The 13768-nt window shown below is 42.7% G+C and carries 11 protein-coding genes; 9 read left to right on the forward strand and 2 right to left on the reverse strand.

Annotation, left to right across the window (positions count from 1 at the left end):
• Window positions 1–79 precede the first annotated feature (79 nt).
• From clpX to AAC854_RS05855, 6 genes are all read left to right on the forward strand, one after another.
• Complete coding sequence (clpX, locus tag AAC854_RS05830) at window positions 80–1351, forward strand: ATP-dependent protease ATP-binding subunit ClpX (RefSeq protein WP_340616286.1); 1272 nt, start codon at window positions 80–82, stop codon at window positions 1349–1351.
• A gap of 333 nt (window positions 1352–1684) precedes the next feature.
• Entirely contained in the window at window positions 1685–4039 is a 2355-nt protein-coding gene (lon, locus tag AAC854_RS05835; RefSeq protein WP_340616287.1) for an endopeptidase La, read from the forward strand.
• A 240-nt stretch (window positions 4040–4279) separates the two neighbouring features.
• Window positions 4280–4555, forward strand: coding sequence for a nucleoid-associated protein HU-beta (gene hupB / locus AAC854_RS05840; protein ID WP_479715123.1), 276 nt, complete (start codon window positions 4280–4282; stop codon window positions 4553–4555).
• A 175-nt stretch (window positions 4556–4730) separates the two neighbouring features.
• A complete protein-coding gene (ppiD, locus tag AAC854_RS05845) occupies window positions 4731–6611 on the forward strand; it encodes a peptidylprolyl isomerase (protein ID WP_340616288.1) in 1881 nt (626 codons plus the stop codon).
• A gap of 106 nt (window positions 6612–6717) precedes the next feature.
• The gene (locus AAC854_RS05850; protein WP_422824054.1) at window positions 6718–7152 is read left to right on the forward strand and encodes a ComEA family DNA-binding protein; all 435 of its coding nucleotides are present in this window, start codon (window positions 6718–6720) and stop codon (window positions 7150–7152) included.
• A gap of 161 nt (window positions 7153–7313) precedes the next feature.
• Complete coding sequence (locus AAC854_RS05855) at window positions 7314–7712, forward strand: acyl-CoA thioesterase (protein WP_340616289.1); 399 nt, start codon at window positions 7314–7316, stop codon at window positions 7710–7712.
• A gap of 65 nt (window positions 7713–7777) precedes the next feature.
• Here AAC854_RS05855 and queC read toward each other — a convergent pair whose 3' ends face one another.
• Together queC and AAC854_RS05865 are read right to left on the reverse strand one after the other, a co-directional pair.
• The gene (gene queC, locus AAC854_RS05860) at window positions 7778–8476 is read right to left on the reverse strand and encodes a 7-cyano-7-deazaguanine synthase QueC (RefSeq protein WP_340616290.1); all 699 of its coding nucleotides are present in this window, start codon (window positions 8474–8476) and stop codon (window positions 7778–7780) included.
• A gap of 32 nt (window positions 8477–8508) precedes the next feature.
• The gene (locus tag AAC854_RS05865) at window positions 8509–9561 is read right to left on the reverse strand and encodes a PLP-dependent cysteine synthase family protein (protein ID WP_340616291.1); all 1053 of its coding nucleotides are present in this window, start codon (window positions 9559–9561) and stop codon (window positions 8509–8511) included.
• A 123-nt stretch (window positions 9562–9684) separates the two neighbouring features.
• On the opposite strand from AAC854_RS05865, the gene AAC854_RS05870 reads away from it, so the two are divergent.
• The 3 genes from AAC854_RS05870 to AAC854_RS05880 are packed head-to-tail and all read left to right on the forward strand — an operon-like array spanning window position 9685 to window position 13724.
• Entirely contained in the window at window positions 9685–10155 is a 471-nt protein-coding gene (locus tag AAC854_RS05870; RefSeq protein ID WP_340616292.1) for an Lrp/AsnC family transcriptional regulator, read from the forward strand.
• Window positions 10156–10213: 58 nt separating this feature from the next.
• Window positions 10214–11962, forward strand: a complete 1749-nt coding sequence (locus AAC854_RS05875; RefSeq protein WP_340616293.1) for a SmdA family multidrug ABC transporter permease/ATP-binding protein — start codon at window positions 10214–10216, stop codon at window positions 11960–11962.
• A complete protein-coding gene (locus AAC854_RS05880) occupies window positions 11946–13724 on the forward strand; it encodes a SmdB family multidrug efflux ABC transporter permease/ATP-binding protein (protein ID WP_340616294.1) in 1779 nt (592 codons plus the stop codon). Before AAC854_RS05875 ends, AAC854_RS05880 begins: the two co-directional genes overlap by 17 nt.
• The last annotated feature ends 44 nt before the right edge of the window (window positions 13725–13768 follow it).

Here is a 13768-nt window from a genome sequence, read left to right on the forward strand (position 1 = left end):
AACTAGGCGGAGTAATGACAGCGTTTTTTCTGTTATGCCAGATAAGCTGGGATAACAGCTCATAAAGTGAGGTTGACTGATGACAGATAAGCGCAAAGACGGTTCAGGAAAGCTGCTGTATTGCTCTTTCTGCGGAAAAAGCCAACATGAAGTCCGGAAATTAATCGCCGGCCCGTCAGTGTATATCTGCGATGAATGTGTCGATTTATGTAATGATATCATTCGCGAAGAAATTAAAGAGCTAGTACCACATCGTGAGCGTAGCACATTGCCTACTCCTCATGAAATTCGTCAACATCTGGATGACTATGTCATTGGTCAGGAAGCGGCGAAAAAAGTATTAGCAGTGGCTGTTTATAACCATTACAAGAGGCTGCGTAATGGGGATAACAATAATGGTGTGGAATTAGGCAAAAGCAACATTTTGCTGGTTGGCCCGACAGGTAGCGGTAAAACTCTGCTGGCTGAGACACTTGCCCGCTATTTGGATGTACCATTTACTATGGCTGACGCCACGACATTGACTGAAGCAGGTTATGTCGGGGAAGACGTAGAAAATATTATCCAGAAACTTCTGCAAAAATGCGACTACGACGTGCAGAAAGCACAACGTGGTATCGTTTATATTGATGAAATAGATAAGATTTCTCGTAAATCTGACAATCCTTCAATTACTCGTGACGTATCCGGTGAAGGGGTTCAGCAGGCCTTATTGAAACTGATAGAAGGCACTGTCGCAGCGGTTCCGCCTCAAGGTGGCCGTAAGCATCCACAACAAGAATTTTTGCAGGTTGATACTTCCAAGATCTTGTTTATCTGCGGTGGTGCGTTTGCAGGTTTGGACAAAGTTGTCAGCCAGCGTTTGAATGTCAGTTCAGGTATTGGTTTTAGTGCTACAGTTAGAGGTGAATCGGAGAAAGCAACAGAAGGTGAGTTGCTGTCTCAGGTTCAGCCGGAAGATTTGATCAAGTTTGGTTTAATTCCTGAATTCATTGGTCGTTTGCCGGTTGTGGCGACACTGACTGAACTCAATGAAGAAGCACTGATTCAGATCCTGCAAGAGCCAAAAAATGCGCTGACTAAACAGTATCAGGCTCTGTTTAATCTGGAAGGTGTTGAACTGGAGTTCAGAAAAGAAGCACTGACTGCCATCGCGAAAAAGGCAATGGCGCGTAAAACGGGTGCTCGTGGTCTTCGTTCAATTGTTGAAAGTGTTTTGCTGGATACAATGTATGACCTGCCATCAATGGAACACGTAGATAAAGTGGTCGTTGATGAATCGGTTGTTGAAGAGAAATCCGCCCCATTATTGATATATAGCAAGCCGGATGCCCAAGTTTCTGGCGAGTGAAGAAAATAGGGTAGGGAATGCCGATTATCAATACGCATTGAAAAAACAAAAATGAGGGATTTTCCCTCATTTTGTTTTTTGCAGATATAGGCTATTGAATGTCAGATTCTTGTCCCCATATATTTTGTATTCTTTGAAGTGAAACTCGTGAAAACCGTGTTTCACGAGATTCCTAAAAACTGGCGAAAGCTGTACCCAATAGATTTTGAGTTGCACCGTGGTGGCAGGTAAATGAATCCCAGAGAGCATAACGAATTGTGTGACCGGGGTAAATGAACGCAGCTAGCAAAGAGACAGCTTGAAAGTGAAGGGTATAAATGAAGAGAGAGCTCTATGAATCCTGAGCGTTCCGAACGCATAGAAATCCCTGTATTGCCTTTGCGCGATGTAGTGGTTTACCCACATATGGTGATCCCTCTGTTTGTTGGGCGTGAGAAGTCGATTCATTGCCTGGAAGCAGCAATGGATCATGACAAACAGGTCATGCTGGTCGCGCAAAAAGAAGCATCTACTGATGAGCCGGGAGTCAATGATCTTTTCTCCGTAGGTACAGTGGCTTCTATTTTACAGATGTTAAAATTGCCAGACGGCACAGTAAAAGTTCTGGTTGAAGGTTTGCAGCGTGCTCGCATTACTACACTGACGGATAATAGCGAGTATTTTTATGCGAAAGTTGAATATCTTGAATCCCCTGACGTTGATGAACGTGAACAAGAAGTTCTGGTAAGAACCGCCATCAATCAGTTTGAAGGCTATGTCAAACTGAATAAAAAGATCCCGCCAGAAGTATTGACATCGTTGCACAGTATTGAAGATGCAGCAAAATTAGCAGATACCATCGCTGCGCATATGCCTTTGAAAATCAATGACAAACAGGCTGTTTTAGAAATGTCTGATGTTGTTGAGCGCATTGAGTATCTGATCGCAATGATGGAATCAGAAATCGATCTTCTACAGGTAGAAAAACGTATCCGCAATCGCGTTAAAAAACAGATGGAAAAAAGCCAGCGCGAGTACTACCTGAATGAGCAAATGAAAGCGATCCAGAAAGAATTAGGTGAGATGGACGATGCGCCTGATGAATATGAGACGCTAAAGCGCAAGATCGAAGATGCGAAAATGCCAAAAGAGGCGCGCGAAAAAGCAGAAGCTGAATTGCAGAAATTAAAAATTATGTCTCCAATGTCGGCAGAAGCAACGGTTATACGTAGTTATATTGACTGGATGGTGCAGGTTCCTTGGGTTGCACGCAGCAAGGTCAAAAAAGATTTAGTGAAAGCTCAGGAAGTACTAGATATAGACCATTATGGTCTTGAGCGCGTCAAAGAGCGTATTCTTGAATATCTCGCGGTACAAAGCCGTGTCAGCAAGATCAGGGGACCAATACTTTGTTTGGTTGGGCCTCCAGGTGTTGGTAAAACTTCATTGGGTCGTTCCATTGCACGGGCAATCGGACGCAAATATGTGCGTATGGCGTTAGGTGGCGTGCATGATGAAGCAGAGATCCGTGGGCATCGCCGCACCTATATTGGCTCCATGCCGGGCAAATTAATTCAGAAAATGTCCAAAATTGGAGTGAAAAACCCGCTGTTCTTATTGGATGAGATCGACAAAATGTCATCTGATGTGCGTGGTGATCCGGCTGCAGCCTTGTTGGAAGTGCTTGATCCTGAGCAGAATGTGACGTTTAACGATCATTACCTTGAAGTGGATTATGATCTGTCTGATGTTATGTTTGTGGCAACGTCTAACTCCATGAATATTCCGGCCCCATTGTTGGATCGTATGGAAGTCATTCGTCTGTCCGGTTATACAGAAGACGAAAAACTGAACATTGCCAAGCGCCATCTTCTGCCAAAACAGATCGAACGCAATGCTTTGAAAAAAGGCGAGTTAACCATTGATGATGGTGCAATCCTCGGCATTATCCGTTATTACACCCGTGAGGCTGGCGTTCGTAGTCTGGAGCGTGAAATCTCTAAATTGTGTCGTAAAGCCGTTAAAGCATTATTGATGGATAAGAAGATTAAGCACATTGAAATCAATGCAGATAACTTGAAAGATTATCTGGGCGTGCAGCGTGTTGATTACGGTCGTGCTGATACAGAAAACCGTGTTGGTCAGGTGACCGGTCTTGCATGGACAGAAGTCGGTGGTGATCTGCTGACGGTTGAAACAGCCAGTGTGCCGGGTAAAGGTAAATTGACCTATACCGGTTCATTAGGTGAAGTGATGCAGGAATCCATTCAGGCAGCATTAACAGTGGTTCGGGCTCGTGCAGATAAGCTGGGCATCAGTTCTGACTTCCATGAAAAACGGGATATTCACGTCCACGTACCTGAAGGTGCAACGCCAAAAGATGGCCCGAGTGCGGGTATTGCCATGTGCACAGCATTAGTGTCTTGCCTGACAGGTAATCCTGTTCGTGCTGCTGTGGCGATGACGGGTGAAATTACTTTACGCGGTTTAGTTCTGCCAATTGGTGGTTTGAAAGAGAAATTACTGGCAGCGCATCGTGGGGGAGTTAAAACCGTCATCATTCCAGATGAAAATAAACGGGATCTGGAAGAAATACCACAGAACGTGATCCAAGATTTGGAAATCCATCCAGTTAAACGTATAGAAGATGTTTTAGCTATCGCTTTGCAGGAACCTGCATTTGGTGCAGAAGTGGTATCACTAAAATAGTACAAAGATAGCGAACTAACTCAAGAACTGTATATAAAATATAGGCTGGCAAGTAAATTGAGACTTGCCAGCTTTTTTTGTGTCATTAAGTTAGTTTAGTCTAATTATCTGATTAAATATTTTGCTGTTCCATGATTTCTTGCTAATACTGGAAAGGATTGGTATGACGGCATGACTGTCGTGTTATCCGTTATAAATCGGTTTTTGTTACGTTAGTAAAACTAAATGGGGATGATAAGAGTGAATAAGTCACAATTGATCGATAAAATTGCTGCTGATGTGAATATTTCTAAGGCAGCAGCCGGACGTGTAGTAGATGCCTTCATTTCTTCAGTATCTGATGCATTGAAAGACGGTGATGATGTCGCTTTGATAGGGTTCGGAACGTTTACTGTGCGTGAGCGTGCCGCTCGTACGGGACGTAACCCTCAGACAGGCAAGGAAATCAAAATTGCAGCAGCAAAAGTACCTGCTTTCCGTTCCGGAAAGGGGCTGAAAGATGCTGTCAACGGCTAATGAGTGAGAAACTTGCTCCTCGCCTTTGCCATAGCAGTAAACTTAAACTGACTAGGCAATGTTGATAGGTTAGAATATAAGCGCATCAATCAATTGGTGCGCTTTTTTTCTCTTAGCGTTTGAATTGTCGTAATATGACAGTTTCTTTTTCACTAAAGCGGAGTTTTACGTCTTTATGATGGACAACCTACGCACGGCGGCAAATGGCCCTGTGCTTAAAATTGTGTTGGCTCTAATTATTTTGACCTTTCTGGTGACAGGGCTAACAGGCTACCTGTCAGGCGAAAATGGTAGCTATGCTGCCAAGGTGAATGGCCAAAGTATTAGTCGTGCTCAACTGGAGCAAGCATTCCAACAAGAAAAAAATGCTATGCAAGAGAGGCTGGGAGATGGATTCTCAACTTTGCTGAGTAATGAACAGGCCGTACAACAGCTTAGACGCGAATCATTAGATCGCCTCATCAATGCTACCTTGATTGAACAATACGCGCATAAGCTGGGTTTATCAGCAAGTGATGAGCAAGTCGCACAGGAGATACGTAACCTACCTTTTCTTCAAACTGACAGTAAATTTGATAACAATAAATATCAGGATTATTTGAATTGGCTGGCTCGTTCAAATATGAGTCCTGATGTCTTTGCTGAGCAGGTTCGTCAAGAGCTGATTAATCGCCAATTAGAGCAGGTGTTAATAGGTTCTGAAATTGCATTGCCGACAGAAGTCAAAGAAGAAATCGCGCTTCTTTTTCAAGAAAGAACAGTACGTTTTGCGACTCTTGAATTGAAATCAATTGAAGCACAGCAAAAAGTCACCGATGAAGAACTGAAAAACTACTATACTGCGAACAGCAAACATTTCACTGTGCCAGAAAAAGTAAAAGTCAGCTACATCAAGATGGATGCTGCGGATGAGCTGAAAAATATCACCGTATCTGATGCTGATATTGAAAAATATTATCAAAACAATCTGTCAAAATACACTAAGTCTGAACAGAAGAAGTTCAGTTTTATTCAATTGGCTTCAGACTCTGATGCTAAAGCGGTTTTGGATGAATTAAATAAAGGGGCTGATTTCAGTCAATTGGCATCCGAAAAATCGACAGATAAATTTTCTGCCCAAAAGGGTGGTGATCTCGGCTGGATGGAGGAAAGTTCTCTGCTTAATGAGATTAAGTCAGCCAATTTGACACAGAAAGGGCAACTTTCTGGTGTCGTTAAATTATCCAATGGATATGCGATCTTCCGTTTGGACGATATCAAGCCTCAGGTTGTCAAATCATTGGAAGATGTCCGTCCGGAAATAGAAAAAATCGTTAAGCAGGAAAAAGCGGTTGATGCATTTTATGCGTTACAGAGAAAAGTAAGTGATGCCGCAGCCAATGATAATGAATCTTTGGCAGCAGCAGAGAAAGCAGCAGGTTATCAGGCTGTAACCACTGACTGGTTTGATCGTGACCATATCCCGGCTGATATTAACTTCAGTCAAGTTGTTCAGGCTATTTTCTCTGGCAATTTGATTGATGATAAAGGGACAACAGGCATTAACTCTGATGTCATTTCTGTTGAGGGTGACAGAGCCTTTATTGTGCGTGTTGATGATGTGAAACCTGAAACTGTTCAGCCGTTCGATCAGGCTAAAACTGAAGTTGCTGAATTGGTAAAACGCCAAAAAGCAGAGAAACAACTTCAGGTTGATAGTGAAAAATTGCTGGCTGCGCTGAAAGAAGGTAAAGGTGAACAGGCATTGAAAGCAGCAGGAATTCAGTTTGCTGAACCTACTGTGATAAAACGCATATCACAAAACGATCAGGCTACTGATGTGGCATTCACTCTGCCTCACCCTAAAGATGGTAAGGCTGAATATGGATTAGCTCAAGATGGGCTTGGTAACACAGTATTTATCCAATTGGATAAAGTTGTTCCAGGGTCTATTACAGATGAGCAGATTAAACAATATATGCCAGCTTATCAGAGTCAAACAGGTAATATTATGCTGCAATCATTAATAATTAATTTGCGTGATGATGCAGATATTAAGCTGGGTCAACTCGAATAAAATTGCGAAGTTACTCACAACTGTTTTTGCAAAATAGCAATTGAAAAAGGCCACTTTCGTGGCCTTTCGCATATTTAAATCTTACCTATTGTCTGGAAATATTGTTATGGCAATCTCTCCTGCGTCAACAAAACATGGAGGGATTTATATGAAATATTTAAGGATATTATTCAGTTCGCTCGTTATGGCTTTGTGTATCAACATACCATTATCTCATGCCGGCACCGTGAATGAAGCTACCGATAAAGTAGCGAAACAACCCGTTAGTCAGCAGAAGGCGGCTATTAATAACAATGAATCGCAAGAGGAAGGAAAACAAGGCTCAAGCCAGCAAATACAAGGAAAAGGAACTCTTAACATCAATACGGCAAGTGCTGAAGAATTCGCGAAAGAACTCAACGGCGTTGGCGCTAAAAAAGCACAGGCGATTGTTGAATATCGTGAAAAATATGGCCCATTTACGGCAATAGAACAATTACAGGAAGTTCAAGGTATCGGACCTATGTTTATGGAAAAGAATAGAAGTAAATTAACTTACTGAGTGTTAAGCCCTCTTGTAAGGCCTTAATAATTTTATATTGTAAGTTTATCAAGAGGGCTGTGATGCTGATCAAGAATAATTCATCAAATACTATTGTAATTAAATTGTTTTGCTATTGTTAAGTTCTATCTGGTCGGATGAGTTTAAAGGAAAACATAGCAATGAGCACGATTATAAAAGTCAGGGGCTACCATATTGATATTTTCCAGCATGTTAACAACGCACGTTATTTGGAATTTATGGAAGCAGCACGTTGGGATTTGCTGACTGAAGATGACACACTGGAATGGCTAAACAGTAAGAATATTGGTTTTATTGTGGTAAATATCAATATTAATTATCGTCATCCAGCAGTGATTACAGATGAGCTGGAAGTAAACTCTTCCATGCGGGAATTAGGTAATAGAAGCGGCATCTTTTTTCAGGAAATTATACGCAGGAGTGATAATAAAGTGATTGCTGATGCCTTAACAACGTTTGTCTGTATTGATTTAAAAACTCAAAAACCGCTTGTTTTAGAAGGCGAGTTACGAGAAAAAATGGAATCTTATAAGAGATAACACAACGAAATGAGAGGTTCAATGAACCTCTCTCTGATAAGTGTTAATTAAATAAAACGGTCTGATTAACCCAGATGTGTTTTAGATTTCATATCTGCCATAGTGGATTGGGCATTGTTTAAATAATTATCTAATCCCTTGGCCCGGAGATGGCAAGCCGCGCACTCACCGCATCCATCACCTTGAATACCATTATAACAAGTGAGGGTTTGGTTACGGACGAAATCCAGTTTTTCATAATAAGCAGCCAGTGCCCAAGTTTCAGCTTTGTTTAACCACATTAGGGGCGTTTCGAAACGGATATCACGGGCAATACCAAGGCTGACCGCTTTATTTAGTGCTTTGACAAATTCGTCACGGCAATCTGGATAACCTGAAAAATCAGTTTCACAAACACCCGTAATAACCGCTTCAGCTTCGACTTGATAGGCATAAATTGCCGCCAGAGTTAAAAACAGAATGTTACGACCAGGCACAAAAGTATTTGGGAGGCCATTTTTTTCACTTTCACTGAAATCTGGCACGGGAATGTTATCTCTCGTCAGGCTGCTGATTGCGAGCTCATTCAGTAAAGTAACATCCAGTACCTTGTGGGCAGCCGCACCTAATTCTTCGCTGATACGACAAGCTACATCAATTTCAGCACGGTGACGCTGCCCATAATCAAAAGTGACACAGTGAACTTCGTCATATTGACGGAGTGCCTGAATTAAACAAGTGGTGGAATCTTGCCCACCACTGAATACAACAACGGCTCGTTTCATGATACCTACCTCTGTAAATTGAAGGAGATATGTTACTCATAACCGTTTAATTTGGGTAGTTGTGTTCGATACTGTGTGAGATCACCGATATTATTGTGAACCCATTCTGGGTTGTAATACGTATCGAGATAACGTTCTCCGCTATCACAGAGTAACGTCACAATTGCGCCCTGTTGATTGTTGTCATGCATTTGTTTGGCGAGCTGCAAAGCACCCCAAACGTTGGTTCCTGTTGATGCCCCCGTTTTTCTACCAAGTAATTTTTCAAGCCAATAAATGGTAGCAATAGTCGCAGGATCAGGAACTTGGATCATGTCATCAATAACAGTAGGAATAAAAGAAGGCTCTACACGTGGGCGGCCAATACCTTCGATTTTACTGCCAGTAGTTCCAAGAATATTGCGGCGATTCTGGCGGTAACAATCGTAGAAAACGGAGTTTTCTGGGTCAACAACGATTAATTTAGTGTCATATCCCTGATAGCGGATATAGCGGCCAAGTGTTGCTGATGTACCACCTGTTCCTGCACTCATAACGATGTAAGCCGGTTCAGGAAATGGCTCCAGTTTCATGTGACGGAAAATGCTTTCTGCAATGTTATTGTTGCCTCGCCAATCAGTAGCTCGTTCGGCATAGGTAAATTGATCCATGAAATGACCATTTAGCTCTTTTGCCAGACGTTCTGACTCCTGATAAATCATGGCTGAATGTTCCACAAAATGGCATTTACCACCGTAGAACTCAATTTCCTGAATTTTGCGTTTAGCTGTGCAGGAAGGCATTACAGCAATAAAAGGCAAACCGAGTAATCGGGCAAAGTAAGCTTCCGAAACAGCGGTACTGCCGGATGAAGCTTCAATAATTGGAGTTCCTTCCTTAATCCAGCCATTAGTGAGTGCATAAAGGAATAGGGAGCGTGCAAGCCGGTGTTTTAGGCTACCCGTAGGGTGAGTACTCTCATCTTTGAGGTAAAGATGGATATCCGAAAACATGGGGAGGTTGAGACGTATCAGATGGGTATCTGCGCTGCGTTGATAATCAGCCTGAATAGCTCTTATGGCATTTTTAGCCCATAAAGACGACATAAAATTGACCCTGAATAATAATACCGTAGTGGTATATAGATTACCCTTACATTTAGAGAAATAGATTATTATTTTTCTGAGTTTATCCGTTATATTTGGGAAATATTTCTACAGGATTTAGATATGCTAGATAAAATAGACCGTAAGCTACTGGAACTGCTCCAACAGGACTGTAGTCTATCCCTGAATGCGCTGGCTGAAGCTGTTAATCTGACTTCCACACCTTGCTGGAAACGCCTTAAGCGACTGGAAGATGAAGGGTATATTGTTGGAAAAGTGGCATTGATAAATGGCGCTAAACTTGGGCTTAGTCTGACTGTGATAGTGATGATTAAGACTCAGCAACATAACAGTGAGTGGTATGAACAGTTTGTGTCTTTTATCAGAGAGATGCCGGAAGTTTTAACATTTTATCGCATGGCGGGCGAATATGACTACCTAATGCATGTAGAAGTTGTTGATATGAAAAGTTATGATCGATTTTATAAACGCATGGTGAATGGGATTTCTGGTTTGATTGATGTAAGTTCCAACTTTGCTATGGAGAAGATAAAATATACAACGGCGTTGCCGATACCAGATTCAGTAACATGAAGTCGCCTTTGGTAGGCAGACGTTAATTCTTTTCATTTTTTACCTTGGGAATAGGTGTGTGAGATTATTTTCACAATTAAGCTGGTATTTTATTAGTGAATGGCGGCGTTATTTAGGCGCTGTTGTTTTTCTCATCATAATTGCGGTGCTACAGCTGATTCCTCCACGATTGGTCGGAATTATTGTTGACGGTATTAGTGCAAAAACAATGTCATCCAGCCAGCTGCTAATTTGGTTGGGGCTGATGATGCTGATCGCGGTAGCAATCTATGGATTGAGGTATGTCTGGCGTGTGTGGCTGTTTGGGGCCTCTTATCGGCTGGCGGTTAAATTGCGCAGTGATTTCTATCTGCGACTGAGTAGCCAAAATCCTGAGTTTTATTTGCGTCATCGAACAGGCGACCTTATGGCTCGCGCAACAAATGATGTTGATAGAGTTGTTTTTGCGGCAGGTGAGGGAGTACTTACTTTAGTTGATGCGCTAGTGATGGGATGTGCTGTCCTAATCGTAATGAGTGTGCAAATCAGCTGGCAATTAACGTTATTATCATTACTGCCCATGCCTATCATGGCATTTGCAATTAAGCATTATGGCAATCAGCTTCATCACCGCTTTAAATCTGCGCAAGGTGCATTCTCTGCCCTGAATAACCACGCACAAGAAAGTTTAACCAGCATTCGCATGATAAAAGCGTTTGGCTTGGAAAAGCTGCAATCCAATCAGTTTGAAGAAGTGGCTATTGATGCTGGGCGTAAAAATATGCATGTAGCACGTGTGGATGCCCGTTTTGACCCCACGATTTTTATCACCATTGCTGTTGCAAACCTCTTGGCCGTAGGGGGAGGAAGCTGGATGGTTGTGCACGGTTCCATGACCCTTGGTGAACTGACCAGCTTTGTTATGTATCTGGGATTGATGATTTGGCCAATGTTGGCATTGGCGTGGATGTTTAATATTGTTGAGAGAGGCAGTGCTGCGTATACACGTATCCGCAGTCTGTTGCAGGAGCCACTAGTGATTGAAGATGGAGCTTTGTCTTTATCTCCAGGACGGGGAACCTTGCAGGCAAACATTAACTCTTTTATTTATCCCAAAAATGATAAGCCTGTCTTAGGGAATATCCATTTCAAGTTGGAGCCCGGGCAATTACTCGGGTTGTGTGGCCCAACGGGTGCAGGAAAGAGTACGTTGCTGGCTTTATTACAGCGACAATTTGATGTCACTGATGGAGAGATTCTTTTTCAATCTCAGAATATCTCTTCTCTCAGAATGGAAGAGTGGTGTTCACGATTGGCTATCGTGAACCAGACGCCTTTTCTGTTTTCAGACACGGTTGCCGGTAATATTGCGTTAGGTCGGCCAGATGCAACCCAAGAACAAATAGAAGAAGTTGCTCGCTTGGCAAATGTACATGATGATATTTTGCGATTGCCTCAAGGTTATCAGACTGAAGTAGGTGAACGTGGCGTCATGCTTTCTGGTGGGCAAAAACAGCGTATATCCATCGCAAGAGCCTTGTTGTTGGATACTGAGATTTTGATTCTTGATGATGCACTGTCGGCGGTTGATGGGCATACAGAACACCAAATCATGAAAAATCTCAGCCAATGGCGGCAGCATCGCACCATTATTATCAGTGCACATCGACTGTCTGCATTAACGGAAGCAGATAATATTTTGGTTATGCAACATGGCACGATTGCGCAGCAGGGGCAGCATAAGCAACTTATCGCTCAATCAGGTTGGTATTTTGATATGTACCATTACCAACAATTAGAAGCCGCATTGGATGGGGAAAATGACTAATACTCATATGCGCAAGCTCTGGCCATCATTAAGGCGCTTGCTCTCTTACAGTAAAAATTATCGAAAACCAATGCTAATTGCTGTACTGATGTTATGGATTGCCGCATTGGCAGAGGTGAGCGGGCCACTGCTTGTAAGCTATTTTATTGACAACATGGTCGCAACGGGAAACTTGCCGCTTGATACAGTCATTAGTCTTGCAGCCTTATTTTTAGTCTTACAACTTGTTTCGGCTGCTTTGCATTATTATCAGACTTTATTTTTTAATCAGGCATCAGTGGGAATAGTCCAGCAACTTCGCACTGATGTTATGAACTCGGCATTACGTCAGCCATTAAGTGCTTTCGATACTCAGCCTGTGGGTCAATTGATATCCCGTGTAACAAATGATACTGAAGTTATTAATGATCTGTTTGTAAATGTGATCCCTACTGTATTTCGCAGCATTGCATTGATTGGAGCTATGCTGATAGCTATGTTTATTCTGGATTGGCGCATGGCATGTGTTGCGATCGTAATATTTCCGGCTGTATTGCTGGTAATGGTAATTTATCAGCAATACAGCACTCCAATTGTGAGAAGGGTTCGTGGCTACTTGGCTGACATTAATGATGGTTTTAATGAAGCCATTAATGGAATGACCGTAATTCAGCAGTTTCGTCAGCAAGCTCGTTTTGGTGAAAAAATGCTGGCTACCAACCGAGCGCATTATCAGGCTCGTATGCAGGCATTACGGTTAGATGGCATCTTATTGCGGCCATTATTGAGCTTTTTTTCTACCGCAGTATTGTGCGGTTTGCTTTTTCTGTTTGGGCTGAAAGGATCCGAAATCATTGGCGTAGGTGTATTGTACGCCTTTATCAACTATCTTGGCCGATTGAATGAACCGTTGATTGAATTGACCGCACAACAGTCAGTATTACAGCAGGCTATAATTTCAGGAGAGCGGGTTTTTGAACTTATGGATAGTCCCCAGCAGCAGTATGGGGGGGATCTGGAAGCGTTGGCTAGCGGAAGGATTGATATTGAAAATCTGAATTTTGCCTATCGAAGTGACAAGCGTGTCTTGAGTGATATTAACCTACATGTTCCCCCACATGGATTCGTGGCTTTGGTTGGACATACGGGAAGCGGTAAAAGTACTCTGGCAAATTTGATTATGGGGTACTATCCGTGGCAGGACGGTGAAATTTATCTTGATGGGCGTCCGGTATCTTCGCTTTCTCATACTGTATTACGTAATGGTGTGGCGATGGTACAGCAAGACCCTGTGGTTCTGGCTGCTTCATTTTTCGACAATGTCACGTTAGGGCGGGATATTAGTGAAGAGAAAATTTGGGAAGTGCTGGAAATGGTTCAATTAGCCGAGTTTGTCCATAGCTTACCAGATGGTTTAAATTCAGTATTGGGGGAACAGGGAAATACCCTTTCCGCAGGGCAAAAACAGCTATTGGCAATGGCTAGGGTTCTAGTGCAAACGCCACAGATCCTTATTTTGGATGAGGCAACCGCGAATATTGATTCGGGAACGGAGCAATCAGTGCAGAAAGCGCTAGGGGTAATCCGTAAACAAACAACGCTGGTAGTTATTGCTCACCGTCTTTCAACCATTATTGAAGCTGATTCCATACTCGTGCTGCATCGTGGTGCAATCGTCGAACAAGGACGACACCAACAGCTACTGGCACAACGTGGGCGCTACTATCAAATGTACCAACTCCAACAGGTTGGTGAGATCTTGAATGAGACTGTGCCCGCTTAATGTGCATATGGGGAGCGGATGTGTTTGCTGCTCCCCTTTCTTAT

The sequence above is a fragment of the Xenorhabdus entomophaga genome (assembly GCF_037996725.1).
In the GTDB taxonomy this organism is placed as follows: domain Bacteria; phylum Pseudomonadota; class Gammaproteobacteria; order Enterobacterales; family Enterobacteriaceae; genus Xenorhabdus; species Xenorhabdus khoisanae.